This window comes from Sorangium sp. So ce448 (assembly GCF_051520915.1).
Lineage (GTDB): Bacteria > Myxococcota_A > Polyangia > Polyangiales > Polyangiaceae > Sorangium > Sorangium cellulosum_B.
In genome coordinates, this window is sequence record NZ_CP150343.1 from 4,357,261 (window position 1) to 4,375,499 (window position 18,239).

Genomic DNA, 18,239 nt, shown 5'->3' on the forward strand with positions numbered 1-18,239 from the left:
TATCCTCCGCGTCATGCCGAAGGATTCCGACGAGGCCGTTCGAGTGACCAACGCGCGCATCGAGGCGGCGCTCGCGGATTCCCCGGCGTTCACCCGAGTCGAGCCGCAGTTCTACGTCGTTCGCCAGGGGACCGCGTACGTCTACCTTCATGTCCTTCCCTGGGCGCCCGATCGCGCGCTCGTGCGGCTCGTCGCGCAGCTCGCCCGCGGCGTCGAGATGACGCCGGACCTCGCGATGAAGCTGCTCCGCCTGAACGCGCGCATCCGCTTCGGCGCCTTCGGTTACGTCGCGCAGGGCTCGTGTGTGGTCATCGTCCACACGCTCCTCGGCGGCGAGACGCTCGACGCCGACGAGATCCTGGTCGCCCTCCGGGATCTGTCCGTGCTCGCGGACGAGTACGACGATCGCATCGTCGAGGAGGCCGGCGGCCAGCGGATGCAGGACCTGATCGACGCCTCGGCGACCGCCGCGGTCTTCACGGATCTCGACGCCCCCCGCGCCTGGGACAAGGGCTGAGCGACGGGCGCTCTTCTTTCATGCTCCTCACCATCGATCTCCCACCCGAAGGCCCTCCTCCCTCCGCCGCGCCGGACACCGCTGCCTCGCCTCGTCGCGAGGAGGGCGGCGAGCCTCCGCCCACCGAGCGCCGGTCCTCCGCCGCAGGGCGGCCTCCGCTCGCCGGCCTGCCTGTGCTCGCGCTCATCCGGCCGCTCGCCGTCCTCGCCCTGCTCGCGATGATCCTCGGCCGCATGGTCGCGCCGGCGATGGTCGGCCTGGCGGTGGGCATCGAGCGCGCTGTCCACACGATCGAGCTCGCCGGCGCCGGCGCATCGCAGCTCTTCGCGATCGGCGCCATCGTCGTCGCGATGGCGCTGATCAGCGCGGTCGTGCGGAGCCGCGTCCCGTACGCGCTGCGGATCGGCGCCATCGTCGCGGGCAGCTTCGTCATCCTGGTCGTGCTGCACGCGACCGTGCAGCGCGTGCCCGATCTGTCCGCCGCGCTCATCGGCGTGAGCGCCGCGATCCTCGCGGTCGGCAGCGCGTGGGAGGCGCTCCGCGTCCCGTTCGTGCGGCCGGTCGCGGCCGCGCTCGGGCTCGTCGGCGCCTCCGCGCTCGTGCGGCTCGCCGGCGTCTTCCTGGCCGTCTGGGCGAACGAACGCGGCTCGAAGGCGCTCGCCGGCGCGACGAGCTCTGTCGCGACCGCCGCGTTCGCGCTCGACGCGCTGGCCGTCCTCGCGGCGACGGTCGCGCTCGGCGCGGGCCGCGAGGCGCGGCCGCGTGACGCCGAGCCGCCGCGGCCGCGCCTCGTGAGCCCGCTCTCGCTGGTGGCGCTCGCGTCGGCGCTGTTCGCCACGCGGGCGGCGCTCGCGGGCGCCGCCGACGACGCATCCGTGGTCGAGGCGCTCTTCCGCCGCGCGCTCGACCGGCTGCTCACCCGCCCCGCTCCGGTCGTGCCGCTCTCGATCCAGCTCTTCGTCGCCGCCCTGTCGGTGGTGGTCGTCGCGCTCGCGCTCGTCGCCCCGCCGCGGCTGCCGGCGCTGGGCGGCGCGCTCGCGCTGCTGCTCGTCGCGGGCAGCGCCCCGGAGGTGCCGCTCGGCGCGCTGTCGCTGGTGATCGCCGCCCTCTGCATCGCGCTCGCGGCCCGCGACGAGCGCGGCTTGTGGGCGGCCATGCTCGCGAACGAGCGCGAGCGCACCTCGAGCTCGCTCCCGGGCGCCGGGAAACCGGACATCACCGGCGGCGCGTCAGGTTGACGCGAGCGACGACACTCGTTAAGCACGCCCTCGCTGTGCGGAAGAACAGCGCGCGGCATTCCACCCGTTGCTCGCCAGAAGGACGCGGCGGGAGCCGCCGCCCGGTCCAGACGGTCCCTCCTTAAAAGGCCAGGTCAGGCCCGGGGAGGGGCGCGAATCAGGCTCGCGTGGCGCGCCGCGGGCGCGGGAGAGTCCTCATGCATCGTCGCGATCTCGCCTCGCTCTCTGCTCTCGCGCTCAGCGCGCTGGCGCTCGCAGGGTGCCCCGAGGAGCCCTCGAGGCCCAGCGGCGGAACGGCCGCGACCGCCACCACGGCGGCTTCGGTCGAGAAGCCCGCCGCGGCCCCGCAGGGGTCTGAAGCGCCGAAGGCCACGGCGCAGGAGGCCGCCCCGGCTGCCCCCGCGGGCAAGGGGATCATCAAGGGGGTCGTCAAGTTCACCGGGAAGCCGGTCGAGATGAAGGTCCCCACCGCGCGCAAGGACGCCCCGGTCTGCCAGGACAAAGATGTCCTGTACAACGCTGTTGTCGTCAACGATGGCAAGCTCAAGGACACCTTCGTCCGCATCGCGGTCGGAGGCGTGCCGGGCAGCTGGAAGGCGCCCGACGCGCACGCGGTGGTCGACCAGCAGGACTGCATGTATGTGCCGCGCATCCAGGGCGTGGTCTCCGAGCAGCAGGTCGACATCAAGAACAGCGACCGGACGCTGCACAACGTGCACACCTACAAGGGCTCTGAGACGCTGTTCAACCAGGCGCAGCCGGGGGGCGCCGCGCCGCTCACGAAGGCGTGGAAGGACGGCATCATCAAGCTCACCTGCGACGTCCACCCGTGGATGCGCGGCTTTGTCGTGGTGACGGATCACCCCTTCTTCGCCGTGAGCGGCGATGACGGCTCGTTCACGATCGAGAAGGTCCCTGCCGGCAAGTACAAGCTCGAGGCGTGGCACCCCCACCATGGCCTGAAGACGGCCGACGTCACGGTGGCGGACGACAAGCCTGCCCAGGTCACGTTCACGTACGCCGGCACAGAGCCTGAGCCGGCGGAAAACAAGGACGAGCTCAAGGGCCTTTGGTGAGATCCATGGCAGCGCCTGCAGCAGGCGTCGCCCCGCCCCGGGCCGCCCGGCTGGCGGCGAGCGGCGCGGTGCAGCGACCTTTCCAGGCTCGCTCGACGCGCAAAGAACGGATGAGCACGCCACGACGGTTGCCGCAAGGGGACTCGTGCCCTAAAGGAAGGCGGGCGACAACTGACGAACTCGACTCCCCGAGACGTGTTGTGCGCGCTAGTCTCCCGGCCCCGATGCTGTTTTCTCCCGCCTCCCGCGCTCCGGTGATGACATCGTTTTTCAGTGTAGCTGTCCCGAGACCAGGGGTCTTGGGAGATGTCGCGCGAGCGCGCGGCGCGGGCGCCGGGCACAGCAGCGAGGTGCGCGCGTGACCATGAGCGTCGAGCAGGCTGCCGAGCGCGCCCCGGTCCCTTACGTTGGCCAGGCCGAGCCGTCCGAGGGCGACGGCTGTGCGGTCCCCACGGGCGCGCGCCCGCTGCTCAAGGCAGCGGCCGATCTCGTGAGCCTCACCAAGCCGCGCATCACGAGGATGGTGGTCGCCACGATGCTCGGCGGCATGTGGGTCGCGAGCCGCTATCTCCGCGCCGGACTGGCGGGAGAGGCCGCGATCGAGCGCGCGGCGGTGCCCCCGGCGCAGCTCGCGCTGGCGTTGCTGGGGACGGCGCTCGTCGTGTCCGGCGCCAACGCGCTCAACATGTACATCGAGCGCGACACCGATCTGCTGATGGCGCGGACGCGGAGCCGCCCCTTGCCGGCGCGGCGGCTTTCGCCGGAGCTGGCGCTCTGGTTCGGGATCGCGCTCTCGGCCGCCTCGATTCCGGTGCTGTTTCTCGGGGTGAACGCGATCACGGGCGTGCTCGCCGCGGTGGCGCTGCTCAGCTACGTCCTCGTCTATACCCCGCTCAAGCGCAGGACGACGCTGTCGCTGCCGATCGGGGCGATCCCCGGCGCCATCCCGCCGCTGCTCGGGTGGACGAGCGTCACAGGGCAGATCGACGCGCCCGGCTTCCTGCTCTTCGCTGTCATGTTTCTCTGGCAGATCCCGCATTTCCTCGCGATTTCGCTCTTCCGTCAGGACGAGTACCAGCGCGCGGGGCTCAAGGTGCTGCCGCTCGAGAAGGGCGATCTCACGACACGGCGCCACATCGTCGGCTACCTCGCGCTGCTCGTGCTGTCCTCGGTGCTTTTCGTCCCGCTCGGCGTGGCGGGCCCTGTCTACCTCGGCGCCGCGGTCCTCCTCGGCGGCGCGTTCTTCGGGCTCGGCGTCTACGGTCTCCGCGCGGGCACAGGCGCTCGCTGGGCGCGTCAGGTCTTCTTCGCCTCCATGGTCTACCTGGTGCTCCTCTTCGCTGCGCTGATGATCGGCGCCTGAGCGGCGCCTCGTCGCCTTGACTCACTGGCGACAGGCCCTTAAGCGTCACCGGATGGTCTCAACGGAGCACACGCGCCACGCGAGCGGCGCTCTGCCGCCCGCGGAGCCGACCGGCCAATCATTTCCATCCGACCGCGGCGACGCGGGGAGGACTCGGCGCCGCGGGCTCGTGGGCACGCCGTTGTTCTGGGCCGCGCTCCTCGCGCTGGTCGGGCTCGTCGCGCTCGCCACCATCGGGGTCGCCGGGCGCGCGCTCCACGGCCAGGCCGCGGAGACGCCCGCGATCCGCATCCCTCTGCCCGCCTTCGAGCTCACGGATCAGCGGGGCGCGCGGTTCGGGCGGGAGCAGCTCCGGGGCCGCGTGTGGATCGCGGACTTCATCTTCACGACCTGCCCGACCGTCTGTCCCAAGCTCACGCAGCGCATGAGCGAGATCGAGCGCCGAGGCCGCGATCTCGGTGACGCGCTCCATCTCGTGACATTCACCGTCGATCCGGAGAACGACACCCCGGCGGTGCTCGCGGCCTACGCGGCGTCGCAGCGGCTCCCGCTCGAGCGCTGGACGTTCCTGACAGGCCCCCTCGATCAGATAGAGTCGACGGTCCTCGACGGCTTCAAGATCGCCATGGGCAAGAAGGAGTCGAGCCCTGGCCTGTTCAGCATCTTCCATGGCGAGCGCCTCGTGCTGGTCGACCAGCAGGGCGTGATCCGCGGCTACTACGAGGCGAACGACGACGGGATCGACGCGATCCTGCGCGACGCGGGCGCCCTCGTGAAGTCGAGGTGACCCGCTCGGGCCCTCCTCACGCCTCGATGGAGAGCCGCTTGATCATCTTCTGAAGGCCGAACCTGGACAGGCCCAGCAGCTTGGCGGCCTGCGTCTGGTTCCCGCGCGTGCGCTCGAGCGCGTCGCGCACGAGCTCCGTCTCCAGCGCGTCGATCCTCGCTCGAACGTTGAGGCCGAGCTCGCGGGGCGTCGCGTTGCCGCCGTGCGCGATCTCCGGTGAGAGGTGCTCCCGATCGATGGTCCCGTCGCAGAGCACGATCGCCCGCCGGATCTCGTTCTCCAGCTGGCGCACGTTGCCCGGCCACGCGCAGGCCGAGAGCCGCTCCATCGCCCCGCGCGTGACCCGGACCGAGCCGCGGCTGTGCTTCTCGACGAAGTGCTGGACGATGAGCGGAACGTCCGTCGCGCGCTCGCGCAGCGGCGGCACCCGGATCGTGATGATGTTCAGCCTGTAGAGCAGATCCTCCCGGAATGCGCGGGCCCGGACGAGCGCCTCCAGATCCCGGTGGGTCGCGGCGATGACGCGCACGTCGACCTTGCGCGCCCGCTCGGAGCCGATCGGCCTAACGAGGCCGTCCTCGATGACCCGCAGCAGCTTCGTCTGCATCGCGAGGCTCATCTCGCCGATCTCGTCGAGGAACAGCGTGCCCCGATCGGCCACCTCGAAGAGCCCGGCGCGCGGGCGATCCGCGCCCGTGAACGCGCCGCGCACGTGCCCGAAGAGCGCCGACTCGAGGAGCCCTTCGGGGATCGCGCCGCAGTTCTCGCTCACGAACGCGTGCGCGGCGCGCGGGCCGTTGTGGTGGATGGCCCGCGCCACGAGCTCCTTGCCGCTGCCGGACTCGCCGCACACGAGCACCGGCACCTCGGAGGCGGTCACCCGATCGACGAGGCGCAGCATCGCGCGGAGCGGCTCGCTCTCGCCGATGATGGCGTCGTACCGGTAGCGCGTGTCGCGGCCGCCGCGCGCCCTGGCGAGCTCGAGCGCCGCGGCGTCGAGCTCCGCCTCGCGCCGCGCGAGCTCCTCGGCGAGGCGCGACGAGGCGCGCTCCGCGCGGCGTGCGGCGCGGCGCAGCTCGACCTGCGCGCGCGCGTCGGAGATCGCGAGCGCCGCGACCGACGCGATGGCGCGCGCCCACCGGAGCTCCTGCGCGCCGAACGCGCCGCGGCGCACGCGGTCGTCGAGGTAGACGACGCCGAGCGCCTCGCCGCGCGCCACGAGCGGGACGGCCAGCACGCTCCGCAGCTTCAGCGCGTGCACGCTGTGGTGCACGCTCGGCAGCTCCCCCGCCGCGTCGACCGCGACCACCGGCTCGCGCGCCTCCAGGGCGCGGCGCGCGAGGGTCTCCGACAGCGCGAGCTGCTCCGCGCCGAGGCTCGAGCGCGCCAGGTTGCGCGCGGCCCGCGGGACGAGGCGCCCGTTCGGGGCGCGCAGGAGCAGGAGCCCCCGCTCGACCCCCGTCCAGAGCACGAGCGCGTCGACGACCCGGTCGAGCAGCGGCGCGAGCCGCTCGCGCTCGCCGAGCGCGCCGACGAGGGCCTCCAGATCGCGCGCCTGCTCGGGCCGAAGCCCGCTCTCCGGCAGCGCCCGCGCGCGGACGACCCACGGGAGCGACCGGACCGCGCCGGAGAGCGCCGACGCCCCTGGCGAGGCGGCGGAGGCGCCCGCCGAGCCTGCCCCAGCGTTGCGCCCGCAGAGCTCGCGCGCGGCGTCGGCGAGCGCCGCGAGCACCCGGTGCGCGACGTCCGTCTGCCCGGCCCTGACGGCCAGCGCGTGCGCCGCGGCCAGCGCCGGGCCGCGCGCGGCGATCGGGGCGCGGGCGCCCGCGAGCGCGGCGATCGCGGCGAGGATGCGGTCGCTGCGGCCGCGCCACACCGACGCGCCCGCCGGGCCGCGCGGCGCGTCCTCCGCGGCGGTCGCGGCGCCGACGTCGTCCGCGGCGGTCGCGGCGTCGACGTCGTCCGCGGCGGTCGCGGCGTCGACATCGTCCGCGGCGGTCGCGGCGCCGACGTCGTCCGCGACGAGCGCGATCACGGCGCGCGCTCCCCACCAGTCGAGCCGCGAGGCCGCCGCGGGCTCCGGGCCGTTCGCGAGCTCGTCGAGCTCCTCGACGCGGGCTCCATCGAGCTCGCCCGCGCCGTGGCGGAGGAGCCGCGCGGCCGCCCGGAGCGCGTCGTCCGCGGAGCCTCCGGCGAGGAGCGCCGCCGCGCGCGCCGCCGCCGCGCGCGGGTCGACGTGCGATCCGACGTCCGCGCTCACGACGCCGTCGCCCCGCGCGGCGACCACGTCGGCGATGGCCCAGAGCGCGTACGCCTCCGCCTTCGCGTCGCCCGCGTCGCGGGCCCGCGCGATGGCGTCCTCGGCGGTCCGGCAGGTCTCGTGCACCAGGCCCGCGGTGGCGTAGGCGGCGGCGCAGGCGAGCAGCGCCCGCGCGCCCTGCGCCGGCCGGCCGAGGTGCTCCCAGAGCAGCGCCGCGCGGGTCGAGGTCGCGATCGCGCCGTCGAGATCGCCGAGATCCACCGCCGCCGCCGCCTCGCCGGTCCGGTAGGTCGCCTCCTCGACCACCGCGCCGGCGCGGACGGCGTAGTCCACCGCGGCGCTGAACGACGCGTGCGCGCGCTCCGGATCGCTCGCGTGCCACGCGTAGCCGCGCACGGCGGCCATCCGCGCCAGCTCCTCGACGGAGCTCGCGAGCGCCTCGCCGCGCGCCACCTCCGACAGCGCCCGCGCGGTGTCGCCGCGCAGCACGGCGAGCAGCGCGCGCACCTCGCAGAGCGGCGCCGTGGCCGCCTCCCCGGCGAGCGCGTCGGCCGCCTCCAGCGCCCCCGCGTCGATCGCGAGGCGCGCGAGCACCGCGCGCGCGCGCCCCTCCGAGTCCGCGCCGGCGTCGATCGCGGCGCGCGCGCGCTCCTCCGCGAGGGCGCGATCGCCGGCGCGCCGCAGCACCTCCGCCGCGAGCGCCGCGGCCTCCGTCGCGCCTCGAACGCACGAGCGCAGCATCAGGCTCCGCGCGCGCCCGGCGTCGCCGTGCAGCCGGAGCGCGTTGGCCGCCGCGACGACCAGGCTGGCCGGCGCGTCGTCGCGCTGCTCGATCGCCTCGATCGCGAGCGGATCCGGCGGCACCCGCGCGATCGCGAGCGCCAGCGCCGCCGCCTCCGCCGCGCCGATGGCGTGCGCTTCGGCGGCGCCCTCGGCCGCTCCGCGGTCGTTCGGCGGCGCGCTCGCCCCCCGCCGCGCGCCGCTCCCCGGGGTTCCCAGCACGGCCACCTCGACGTCCGCGAACGTCCAGGCGCGCGGCGGGACCTGCCGCGCGAGCGCGACGAGCGCGTCCGCGAGCGCCCTCTCCGGCGCAGACGCGAGCGGCCCCATCGGCCACGCCGCCGCGCTCGTCCCCGCGAGCGCGGTGAGCCACCGCGCGACGCGGTCCGGCCCGAGCCGCCCCAGCCACGCCGCGTCGCTCTGCGGCGGACCCACGCGGGCCGCGCCGTCGCCCGCGCGGAGCGGCGCGCCGGAGAGCGCCCGCACGCGCTCGACCACCGCGAACGCGTCCACGAGCCAGGGGGCGACATCGTCGCGCACCCCGAGCGCCGCCTCGAGCTCCTGCCGCCGCAGGCGCAGGTAGGCGGCGCGCACGCGGCGCGCGTCGCGGTCCTGTCGATCGCGCTCTGCGCCGGGCGCCCCCGCATCGCGGCCGCCGCGCCCCGCGGGGGGCGCGGCGAACGGGGGCCGCGCGCGCCGCGCGCCGGCGATCGCGGCGCGGGCCGACTCGGTGACCCACGCGGACGACGGGCGCGCCGCGGGGGAGGGCGAGAGGAGCGCCCGGCAGATCGCGTCGAGCGGCGGCCCGGCCGCGCTCTCCGCGGCCGCCGCGGACCGCGCCGCTCCGATCGGATCGTCCGCGTCCGCCACGCCGGGGAAGGCGATCTCGGCGAGCAGCGTCCCCAGCGCGAGCAGATCCCTCGCCCGCGCGTCTCCGAGCTCCGCGTCCCGGCGCGCGATGTACCGCAGCGTCGCCCCGTCCACGGACGTCTCGTGGATCGAGCAGGCGAGCCCCAGGTCGATCACCGCGATCCGCCCCTCCGGCGTCAGGATCAGGTTCTCCGGCTTGAGGTCTCCGTGCGCCAGGCCGATGCCGTGCAGGTCGGCGAGCGCCTCGCCCGCGTCGCGCGCGGCGGCGAGCGCGAGCGCCGCGCGCTCGTCAGGGGGCAGCCCGCGCAGGGCGTCGGCGACGGCTCGCCCTTCGATCCAGCGCATCGCGACGAACGCGCGCCCCTCCTCGCCGGGAGCCCCCTCGCCGCGCGCGACGCGCGCGACGCCGGACGGCCCCACGAACCAGCCGACGTCGACGAGCTCCGGCAGCCGCGGCGAGAGCGCCAGCGCCGCGTGCAGCGCCTCGCGGCCGAGGGCCCGCCGCGCGGAGGCGCGCTGCGCCGCGGACGCTCCGCGCCCGCGCGCCTCGATCTTGAGCGCCACCACGCCGCCGCGCTCCTGATCGACGGCCCTCCAGACCTCGGCCGACCCGCCGGACCCCGCGACGTCCAGCAGCCGGAAGCGCTCTGCCAACCGAGGTGTCACGGTCGACGGCTCGCTCATCCCCGGAATGCTCCCGGGCAAGGAGCCACCTGTCAACCCGGTTACGGATCCGGCGCCGCGCCCCCCGCCGCGCCTGCCCCGCCGCCGCCGCCCGATCCGTCACCGCAGGTCGGCGCGCCGCCGTCCGGCAGATCGATATCGACGGCCCCCGCGTCGCTGCAGGTGTCTTCCGGGCCCTTGCCGTAGTGGTCCGCCACGAAGCGCGCGAGCGACGCTTTGTCGAGGCACGTCGCGGTGTACGTCGCGCCCCAGGCCGCGGCCGCGACCGGCGTGTCCAGCGCGCTGTCGGGCGTCATCACGAGGCGCGCCTCCGGCCCTCCCGGCACCATGAGGCACTTCGGATCGGAGGCGGCCTCGGCCCGCACCTCGTCGAGCACCGCCTTCACCTCTGCGCAGCCCGACGAGGCGCATCGGTACGCGAGGACGATCGCGCCGTGCTCGAGGTTGTGGACGTACATCTCGCGCGGGACCTCGGACTCGAAGCGCTTGTACTCGGCCCACAGGCCCCAGTGATCTCCCCCGCTCGGCGGGTTGGTCGCGTACTGTACAGGCGCGCACGTGGCCACGTGTTGCGCCGACGTGACGGGGATCCCCGTCGTGACGACGACCTTGCACTCGGCCTCGCCCGGGAGCGGCGGCGCGTCCGGAAAGGTCGTGACGGTCTCGGGTTGCTGCGGCGCGGGCGCGGCGTCGCCCTCGTCGATCGGGGGCGAGCTCGTGCCACACCCGCTGAGAGGAAAGGCGAGCCCGGCGACCATCGTGGCAGCGACACACATCTGCGCGAAACCGCAGTGTTTCATGGCCGAAGCCTACCATGTCCGACGCGCGACGCGCGTTGCCCTGGCACGTCGGCTCTGGTGTACTTGGGTCCCCTAGCGTGGCGAAGCAAGAGAACGATCATCGGCAGACGCTCGTCACCTGCACCGCGATCGCCCCGCCGGTGCTGCCGGCGGCGCCGGGCACCGCGTGCCTGGTGGTGATCTACGGCACCGAGCTCGGGCGCCGCATCGCGCTAGGGACCGGGGCGATCGAGTGTGGGCGCGCGATACAGACCGATATCCCGCTCGACGACGACGCGGTGAGCCGGCGTCACGCGCGCATCTCCTGGACGGGGATGAGCTACGTTGTCCGCGATCTCGGCTCGACCAATGGCACCTACGTGAACGACGTCTCCGTCGATGAGCGCGTCCTCAAGGACGGTGACCAGGTGAAGATCGGCCGGACGATCTTCAAGTTCATCCAGGGTGGGAACGTCGAGCTCTCGTATCACGAGGAGATCTACCGGCTGATGACCTTCGACGGTCTGACGCAGGTCCACAACAAGCGCTCCTTCGAGGTCGCGCTGGAGCGCGAGGTGTCGCGGGCTTGTCGCTACCATCGCCACCTCGCGCTCATCATGTTCGACATCGATCACTTCAAGAACATCAACGACACCCGCGGGCACCTCACGGGCGACGCCGTGCTCCGCCAGATGGCCTCGCTCGCCGCTGCGAATGTCCGCCGCGACGACATCCTCGCGCGCGTCGGCGGGGAGGAGTTCGCCCTGCTCGTGCCGGAGATCGCCGTCGACAGCGCCCGCCTGGTGGCCGAGAAGCTGCGCGCGCTCGTGGAGCGCACGCCGTTCCGCTTCGAGGAGGGTGAGGTCGCCGTCACCGCGAGCTTCGGGGTCGCCGGCGTCACGCCGGACGCGCCGGTCTCGCCGATGGAGCTCTACCGCCGCGCCGACGAGCGGCTCTACCATGCGAAGAAGGCCGGGCGGAATCGCGTGATGTGACGTTCCGCGAGCGCCGTCAGGGCGAGGCAGCTGGGGCGGAGCAGTCTCGCGGCGCGGCGCCGTTGAGGATCCACGCGGACAGGATGTCCATGCCGTCCACGTAGGGCGTTGTGTTCTGCTCGTCCGGCCCCTGGGAGTGGAGCCAGAAGATGGGGTTTGATGGCGGGGGCGGCATCGGCATCCCCACCACGAACGCCGCCTGCAGCCGCTCGTTCTCCTGGCGGAGCTTCTCCGCCGCATCGGCGGGCAAGGAGGGGTCGACCGCGCTCGGCCCGATGAGGATCTTGTAGAGCAGGTAGCTGTTCCCCGGATTTCCCGGGTCGATGAGCGGCATGGCCCTGCCGAAGCGCTCCGGGGATGCCTCTCCCACGTGCGCCTTCTCGCCCATCTGGGTCTGGTGCGCGGTGCGCCCGATCGCGGTCTCGAGCAGCGGATCGAGCTGGTTGAACGCCGTGCCCAGGTTCAGGTCCAGCCCTGCGGCGGCGCTCGCGCCGTTGTGGCACCCGAAGCAGCCGTAGAAGAGGTAGTACGCGGCGCCCCTCACGCAGGCGACGCACGTCGGATCCGTGGGAGCGTCGCCCTGGCAAGCTGCCGTGGCCGTGACGCACTCGAGGTCTCGCTGGCAGAAGAAGTCGCCGCTCGGCGGGCGCTCCAGCATCGCCTGAGGCGGGTTCGTCGCTGCGACGGAGAACTCGATGCGCGTGTTGCCGCCGAGGGGCGCGCCGTCGAACGCGCGGACGCCGGACGGCGCAGCCTCGTCCGCCGGCTTGAAGACCGTCAGCGCATACCGGGTCCCGGGAACCAGGCCCGGCATGCCCTCGATCTGGCGGAAGATGACCTCCCGCTGGACAGGGTTGTACGTGGGCGCCAGGGCGATCGGATTGACGCAGTCCGCGTAGGTCTGGACCGTGGCCAGATCGCCCGAGACGCACACGGATTCGGCGCCGACCGTGGCGCTCACCGAGCTCGGCAGCAGGTAACGATCGAACTTCAAAACGAAGCTCGCGGTCGACAGGACCTCGGTCGTGCCGGCGGGATCGAGCGCGGTGCGGACGGGCTGATAGTTCTGGTCGAGGCTGGTCGTGGCGCGCGCCTCGATCAGCTGGACAGGCGGGGTGTCGATCGGCTGGAGCGTGGCCTCCCCCACGTCGCAGCCGGCCGTCGCGAGGGCCGCCTGCAGGCAGAGGGGGAGGGGGGCGAGGCGTGTGGCGCGAGCCAGCGTGCTCAGCTCTCGGAGTAGAGCGAGAGCTGCTCGCGGACGACCTTCTCGTTTACCCCGGACTGAATGTGCTCCTTGAGACAGTCGGCCAGCGTGATCAGCATGTCGTCTACCCCTTTCTCCTCGATGAGCTTCGACAAAAGTTGGCGTGCATCCCGTCCGTCGTCCTCGCGGAGGAAGCCCCGCACTTGCTCCAGCGTGATTTCCCCCTGGAAATCGAGATAGAGGTTGTCGATCAGGTACTTGATCAGCTCCTTCACGCCCGTTCTCCTTGGCGTTCGCGGCGATCGTTAGGGAAGCCGCGCGCACTTCGCTATACCCGTCGCCGGAAGGCCAGGGCAAGGAATATACTGACGGATTTTGACTTTTCATTGGCACCGCTGCACGAACCTGTCGCTCGACTGATGGCACACCAGGCACGGACGCGGGTTCCTGGAGAACGCCGTCTTGCACTTGCTCTCGAACCCGAGCGGGTGCGGGTTCAGCCCTTGCCCGCCTGACGCCCCGCGCGTCGCGTGGCAGGTCGCGCAGTCCCGCTCGGTGTGGCAGGAAACGCACGCATTCAGGTTTCGCTCGGCTTCCCAGGCGTGGTGCTTCGCGCTCCGCGGCGCCGTGGTCCACTCCGCCGGCGGGGGATGGAAGCGGCGCCCCGTGGGCCGCGCTGCGCTCGGCGCATCGCGCGCCACGCCCGTCCGCCGGTGACAGTCCGCACAGAACGTCTGCTCCTGATGGCAGCTCACGCAGCGAGGATTGTCCTGCCGGGCCGCTTGCGGGTGCATCGAGAGGAAGTCGTTCGGGTGGACGTTGCGCGGACGGATCTTCCCGTCGTGGCAGTCGGTGCAGTAGTTCGCGCTGTGGCATGACCCGCAGAAGGCGCTGTCGTTCGCGGCGACCTGCTTGTGCCGCTCGAGCCAGTCGGGCGTGTGCCCCGCGCTGTGCAGCCACGCGGGCGGCAGCAGATCGCCCGTGGCGAACGCCGTCACGAGCCGCCCGTCGGGGCGCGTCAGGTGGCAGACGTCGCAGTCGCTCTTCGCCTCACCCTGAGCCGCGCCGCTCATGTTGTGGCACGTGAAGCAGCCGGCCATGCGAGGCAGCTGATCACGGGTAGCGAGCTCGATCCGGTCGACGCGGCCGTGGCACTGGCTGCACTTGATGTTCCGGTTCACGTGCTTCGCGTGAGGGAAGCGGAGGTTCGCGTGCGGCAGCACGAGCGGCGCCACCTTTCCGTCGCTGCCAGCGTTCTCCCCGATATGGCAGTACACACACTGTCCGTTCTCGTTCGTCCCCGCCTTCACCTGGGTGAGGTCGGAGTGATCGACATCATGACAGTTGTCGCACGTCTCGCTCGGCTTCGGCAGCAGCCGATCCGTCACCGCGCCGCTCGTGTAGGCCGCGCCGTGGCACGATTTGCACGTCTGCTTGAGCCCCTTGACGTGCTTCTTGTGGTTGAAGCGGATCGTCAGCGTCTGCGGGGGGTAGATCTCGTCGCTCGGGACCGGGGTCGCGCTCGTCCCGGGCGGCATCCACGCCAGCGGCACCTCCGCGTCCGCGGGCATCGGGTGGAGGCCCGACGTGTATCCGCCGCGCGGCGCCTTGGCGGGCGCCTCTCCCTCGGCGTCGCCTTCCTCCGCGTCATCCTCTGCCGCCTCGGCGCTGTCGTCGCCTGCTGCCGCCGGGGGCTTCGGCTGAGCTGCCGCCTCGGGGCCCACGATCGCGAGCGCCAGCGCGCCCAGGCATGCGACGATCGCGACCCACCCAGGGACGAATCTCGCCTCGTCTCGCCGAGCGCGGCGGCGTCCGTCCTGTCTTGCGTCCATGCGATCCTCGCTCACGGCGCCACCCGCAGGTTCACGAGGCCGACGACGCGGAAGCGCTGGCCCACCAGCCGGTTCATGTCGTGCTCCCACTCGATCTTGAAATCCGCCGCCTCGCCCGGCCGATACCCGGCCCCGAGGACATATCCGAACGACGTCGCGCCCCGGTCCGGCCTGAGCGGATCCTCCCAGTTGTACAGCGACATCCGCGCTCCGAGCGCGTAGCGCTGCCCGCTCAGCCGCTTCTCTCCCGAGAGATCGGCCCCCGTCCGCCGCCCGCGCTCCCCCGTCTGCAGCATCCCGCGGAGCTCGACCGACGTCGTGCGCGTGCGGTAGCGGCCCGCGAGGTTCGCGAGCACATCGGTCGAGATCGTCGCGGCGCGGTTCTCCTCGTCGCGCGCGTAGTCGCGGAGATCGCCGTCATTCGGATCGAGCGACGTCGCACCGACGCAGCCCGGTTGCCTCACCGCCTCGCACTGGCCAGCGCCGAACTCCTCCGGGTTGCCTTCCGCGATCCACATCCGCGTGCCGCCCCAGGCCGCGACATCGATCTCGCGGGTGACGTCCACCGCCGCCCGTCCGGTGATCGTGGTGATGGGATCGTGGGTGAACCAGTTCCAGATCGAGTCCGCGTCAAACGTCGGAACGAAGTAGTCGACGTCCGCCCCCAGCGTGACCCGGCTCCCGGCGTACACCTCCAGGCCGCCGTAGAACGAGCCGACGAGCTGGTTATAGAAGTCGTAGGTCACTCCGCCCTTGATGCCACCGAGATCCGGCTTGTTGAGGTTGGCGGCGTACCCGAGGCGATCCTGCGAGATGCGCGACCCATCGGACGTCCGGACGCCTCCGTCCGGATCCGGGAACTGCTGGGTGACAGAGGTTCCCAGGTTGTAAACGCGGCGGTAGGTCAGGCGACCGTGGATGTAGTTCGGACCGGCGCTCTCGAGCGCGACGCCGAACGCCGGCGCCAGATCGGCCTCCTGGTACGACGGGAAATCGGCTGCGCTCCCGGGCTGCGTCCGGTCGTCGCCGAATCCCCGGTGGCTGCCGCGCCAGATCCCCTGCCGCTCGAAGCGCGATGTGGAGAGCGGCAGGCCGCCGCGCTGCTCGAGCCCGCCGTACGCCTCGAGTTGGACGTAGTAGGGCGTCGTCACCCGGACGAGCGCGCCGTCGAACGACCACCACCCGAGCACGTCGCTCACGTACTGGCGGCCGACCCGGAAGCCGAGCCACCCGCTGGCGACGTTCCGCCCTTCGACGTACGCGTACATCAGATCGAGGGGCGCCTCGCGCAGCCCCGGGATGTAGCGCGAGCCGCCATCGATGCTGTAGTCGGTCTCGCCGCCCCGCTGCGCGCCGTCGAGGTGGCCATTCATCCCGAAGTCCGCGTCGAGCCGGAGCCGCACGGTCGCCGAGTAGTCGGCCTCGCCTGGGGCGGAGTCGCCCTGGAGGTTGTAGACGGCGAGCCCCAGCGTCTGAAGGAGCCGCCGCCGCTCGATGTTCGTGTCGCCCCAGGGGCCCGCGACCTCGTAGGCCTGGACGCCGGTCGTCGACTCGACCTCGAAGTCGGCTGCGGCCGCGCTGCGCGCGGCGAGCGCGCACGGCAGCAGGCACGCCGCGGCGAGCGCGCGTGACAGGGGGATGCGACAGAGGAGGACGCGACGGGCGCTCCCCACGAGCGTGCCTGGGCGCGCGTCGCTCGCGCGCCGGGGACGAGGTCGTGACGGAAGCTCCGCCAGCCATGAGCGGTGCTCAATCACGGACTGCGCTCGCTTTCGTCTTGTGCGGGCCGGTCTGCGCGGCTTCGCTCTCAGCTACCGCCGAGGGCTGAACAAGCATGGCGTGGAGTTTCGTCCACGTGCGGTGATGATGTCAACCCGATCGCAGGACGAACGGACTTGTCACGATGCGCGCCGGGTCAGCTGTATCCAGCGCCCTTCCGGAGCTTGCCGTCCGAGCCCACGCTGAAGCCGTTCGAGTCCTGGAGCGCCTGGCTCGCGCCGCTCCGCAGCTCGGCGGGCACCGTCCAGCCCCGGGCCATCAGCCCCTCGGCGACCTTGTTCTTCACCCGGACCGACTCCTCGGTCGCGAGCATCTTCACCAGCGCTGGCACGCTCGCCTCGTCGCCCTGGGAAAAGATGGTCTGCACGGCGTGGAAACGGACCGTCTCGTTGACGTCGTCGAGGAACCGCTCGACCGCCACCCGCACGTCGTCGCCCTTGATGTCGCCCAGCGCCATGATGAGCTGCTGCTTCGGCTCGACGTTGCGCGCATACTCCGTGTCGAAGCGGTCGAGCAGCTGGACGAGCTCGGTTCGGTACCCGGTGTCGTCGAGCAGCGCCCGCAGGATCTTGAGCGGCCAGGTGAGCGCCTCGGCCTTGATGCAGAACTCGACAACGGCAGGCACCGCGTCCTTGCCCGCATCGACGATCCCCCGGAACGCCAGATCCTTCTCCTCTTGATCCGTGATGGAGGGGTCGATCGAGAACGTGAAGCGCCTGAGGAGCGCAGCCGCCGCATCCGCGCTCTTCATCGCGGCGAGCGACTGGATGGCGTCAAGGCGGTCGTACGTCTGAGCGCGCTTGTCCGCGACGACCTTCGCAGGCCCGGCCACCTTCTTGTCGGAGGGGGCGCCCCCGGCAGGGGGATTGCTTTTGCGGAGAAAATCGAAAATACCCAACGCTGACCTCTGGTGGCTGTCCCCGCCGCCCGGTCCGAGCTACCCGGCGATCGTCGCCCGATCTATAGCGGGGTGCATCTTCGTGCGCTACGGGCTCATCGGCGTCGTTCGGCTCGCTGAGGCGTACTTTCGTACGCCTCACGCGCCTGCCTAGCGGCGGAGCTCGTATCACACGAACCCGCACCCCGCTAGAGCGGCTCCCGGCAAAGTGGGCTTCCCGCCCGGGCTATCCCGGGCGGAGCGGCTCGGTCACCGCGAGCCGGCGCAGCCGTCTACTCGGTTGTCTTGATGCCGGTGGGGAACTGAATACTCAGGCTCACGGTGACCATGCTCGTGAAGTGGAACTCGCGATCCTTGTCGTCCACCTTGCGATCAGGGAACGCCTCGTCCGTTCCGAGCCCGTGGTTGTCGAAGCCCGAAGTATTCCATGCGAACGGCAGGGCGCGCCACTCCGCGCCGAAGCCGATGAAGTCCGACGGGTAGAAGTTCCAGCCGAGGCCGAACGTCGGCGCGAAGGCCATGCGGCTCTCGAGCCCGAAGGTCTCCGCGCAGGCGTTCTGGGTAGTCGTGCCGCACTCCTTGCGCTCCTTCACGCCGATCGCCGCGGCTCCCGCGAAGAAGCTCACGTCGGTGTCAACGAAGAGCTCGGCGAACAGCGCCAGCTTTCCGCGGAAGGGAACGACTGTGACCTGAGGCGCTGCGACCCACTGGATCTGTCCGAGCTGATCCTTCGTCAGGTCGCCCTTGGTCAGGTTGACCCTGGTCAGCTGGCACGCCTTCGTGAACGGCTGGGTGTCGCAGTTACGCCCGTCGATCGCGACGCGCTGGAGCTCGTCCGTCAACCCGGTGTTGTACTGAAACCCGTACCCGCCCCAGGCGCCGAAGCCGAGCCAGTCCGTGAAGTGGTAGGTGAGCCGCAGGCCCGGCATGATCGTCCGCCGGTACTCGTCCAGCAGCGTGAACGATGCGCCTGGAGCCACCTCGAACCGCCCGTCACGGTGGAGCCGGAGCTTCCGCACGGCCGGCGCGCCGGCAAGAGGGCCCGTGAGCTGAATCTCCTGCGCCTCCGCGGGCGCAGCCGTCATCAGAAGTGCACAGCCGGTAAGCCCTGCCACCACGGTGCAGAGGCTCTGGACGAATCGACGCATCATGCCTGTCCCCGTCTTTGGCTGAATCA

The 18,239-nt window shown here is 72.2% G+C and carries 14 protein-coding genes and 2 pseudogenes; 7 read left to right on the top strand and 9 right to left on the bottom strand.

Annotated elements, in window-relative coordinates; translation table 11 throughout:
• Positions 1–13: 13 nt before the first annotated feature.
• From WMF45_RS16670 to WMF45_RS16690, 5 genes are all read left to right on the top strand, one after another.
• Positions 14–517: a T3SS (YopN, CesT) and YbjN peptide-binding chaperone 1 gene (locus WMF45_RS16670; protein WP_272098114.1), complete on the top strand. Its 504-nt coding sequence runs from the start codon at positions 14–16 to the stop codon at positions 515–517.
• A 20-nt stretch (positions 518–537) separates the two neighbouring features.
• Positions 538–1,755 carry a hypothetical protein gene (locus tag WMF45_RS16675; protein ID WP_437717872.1) on the top strand — a complete coding sequence of 406 codons (1,218 nt, stop codon included), beginning with the start codon at positions 538–540 and terminating at the stop codon, positions 1,753–1,755.
• Between the two features lie 197 nt (positions 1,756–1,952).
• A complete protein-coding gene (locus tag WMF45_RS16680; RefSeq protein ID WP_437717873.1) occupies positions 1,953–2,831 on the top strand; it encodes a carboxypeptidase regulatory-like domain-containing protein in 879 nt (292 codons plus the stop codon).
• A gap of 364 nt (positions 2,832–3,195) precedes the next feature.
• Positions 3,196–4,194 carry a heme o synthase gene (gene cyoE, locus WMF45_RS16685; RefSeq protein ID WP_437717874.1) on the top strand — a complete coding sequence of 333 codons (999 nt, stop codon included), beginning with the start codon at positions 3,196–3,198 and terminating at the stop codon, positions 4,192–4,194.
• A 169-nt stretch (positions 4,195–4,363) separates the two neighbouring features.
• Positions 4,364–4,981 carry an SCO family protein gene (locus tag WMF45_RS16690; RefSeq protein ID WP_437717875.1) on the top strand — a complete coding sequence of 206 codons (618 nt, stop codon included), beginning with the start codon at positions 4,364–4,366 and terminating at the stop codon, positions 4,979–4,981.
• A gap of 16 nt (positions 4,982–4,997) precedes the next feature.
• On the opposite strand, the gene WMF45_RS16695 is transcribed toward WMF45_RS16690, so the two are convergent.
• Positions 4,998–6,713, bottom strand: coding sequence for a sigma 54-interacting transcriptional regulator (locus WMF45_RS16695; RefSeq protein ID WP_437719548.1), 1,716 nt, complete (start codon positions 6,711–6,713; stop codon positions 4,998–5,000).
• 42 nt (positions 6,714–6,755) lie between these two features.
• On the opposite strand from WMF45_RS16695, the pseudogene WMF45_RS16700 reads away from it, so the two are divergent.
• A pseudogene (locus WMF45_RS16700) lies at positions 6,756–6,950 on the top strand (hypothetical protein); the annotation flags it as partial.
• Between the two features lie 2,082 nt (positions 6,951–9,032).
• On the opposite strand, the pseudogene WMF45_RS16705 reads toward WMF45_RS16700, so the two are convergent.
• Positions 9,033–9,575 (bottom strand): annotated as a pseudogene (locus tag WMF45_RS16705) (protein kinase); the annotation flags it as partial.
• Positions 9,576–9,616: 41 nt separating this feature from the next.
• The gene (locus tag WMF45_RS16710; RefSeq protein WP_437717876.1) at positions 9,617–10,375 is read right to left on the bottom strand and encodes a DUF3105 domain-containing protein; all 759 of its coding nucleotides are present in this window, start codon (positions 10,373–10,375) and stop codon (positions 9,617–9,619) included.
• 77 nt (positions 10,376–10,452) lie between these two features.
• Here WMF45_RS16710 and WMF45_RS16715 point away from each other — a divergent pair, with 77 nt between their 5' ends.
• A complete protein-coding gene (locus WMF45_RS16715; RefSeq protein ID WP_437717877.1) occupies positions 10,453–11,349 on the top strand; it encodes a diguanylate cyclase in 897 nt (298 codons plus the stop codon).
• A gap of 16 nt (positions 11,350–11,365) precedes the next feature.
• On the opposite strand, the gene WMF45_RS16720 is transcribed toward WMF45_RS16715, so the two are convergent.
• The 6 genes from WMF45_RS16720 to WMF45_RS16745 all read right to left on the bottom strand — a co-directional run bounded on the left by WMF45_RS16720 (position 11,366) and on the right by WMF45_RS16745 (position 18,213).
• Positions 11,366–12,496, bottom strand: a complete 1,131-nt coding sequence (locus tag WMF45_RS16720) for a hypothetical protein (RefSeq protein ID WP_437717878.1) — start codon at positions 12,494–12,496, stop codon at positions 11,366–11,368.
• Between the two features lie 77 nt (positions 12,497–12,573).
• Positions 12,574–12,828, bottom strand: a complete 255-nt coding sequence (locus WMF45_RS16725; protein WP_437717879.1) for a hypothetical protein — start codon at positions 12,826–12,828, stop codon at positions 12,574–12,576.
• A 108-nt stretch (positions 12,829–12,936) separates the two neighbouring features.
• Positions 12,937–14,385, bottom strand: a complete 1,449-nt coding sequence (locus WMF45_RS16730; RefSeq protein ID WP_437717880.1) for a cytochrome c3 family protein — start codon at positions 14,383–14,385, stop codon at positions 12,937–12,939.
• Positions 14,386–14,396: 11 nt separating this feature from the next.
• Positions 14,397–16,058, bottom strand: a complete 1,662-nt coding sequence (locus WMF45_RS16735; RefSeq protein ID WP_437717881.1) for a hypothetical protein — start codon at positions 16,056–16,058, stop codon at positions 14,397–14,399.
• Positions 16,059–16,300: 242 nt separating this feature from the next.
• The gene (locus WMF45_RS16740) at positions 16,301–17,062 is read right to left on the bottom strand and encodes a HEAT repeat domain-containing protein (RefSeq protein WP_437717882.1); all 762 of its coding nucleotides are present in this window, start codon (positions 17,060–17,062) and stop codon (positions 16,301–16,303) included.
• A gap of 272 nt (positions 17,063–17,334) precedes the next feature.
• The gene (locus tag WMF45_RS16745) at positions 17,335–18,213 is read right to left on the bottom strand and encodes a hypothetical protein (RefSeq protein ID WP_437717883.1); all 879 of its coding nucleotides are present in this window, start codon (positions 18,211–18,213) and stop codon (positions 17,335–17,337) included.
• Positions 18,214–18,239 lie beyond the last annotated feature (26 nt).

What these genes read in the sequence shown, in the direction of transcription:
- WMF45_RS16745 (WP_437717883.1), bottom strand. Translation starts at nt 18,213, where the DNA reads ATGATGCGTCGATTCGTCCAGAGCCTCTGCACCGTGGTGGCAGGGCTT.
- WMF45_RS16680 (WP_437717873.1), top strand. Translation starts at nt 1,953, where the DNA reads ATGCATCGTCGCGATCTCGCCTCGCTCTCTGCTCTCGCGCTCAGCGCG.
- WMF45_RS16730 (WP_437717880.1), bottom strand. Translation starts at nt 14,385, where the DNA reads ATGGACGCAAGACAGGACGGACGCCGCCGCGCTCGGCGAGACGAGGCG.
- WMF45_RS16710 (WP_437717876.1), bottom strand. Translation starts at nt 10,375, where the DNA reads ATGAAACACTGCGGTTTCGCGCAGATGTGTGTCGCTGCCACGATGGTC.
- WMF45_RS16675 (WP_437717872.1), top strand. Translation starts at nt 538, where the DNA reads ATGCTCCTCACCATCGATCTCCCACCCGAAGGCCCTCCTCCCTCCGCC.
- WMF45_RS16670 (WP_272098114.1), top strand. Translation starts at nt 14, where the DNA reads ATGCCGAAGGATTCCGACGAGGCCGTTCGAGTGACCAACGCGCGCATC.
- cyoE (WP_437717874.1), top strand. Translation starts at nt 3,196, where the DNA reads ATGAGCGTCGAGCAGGCTGCCGAGCGCGCCCCGGTCCCTTACGTTGGC.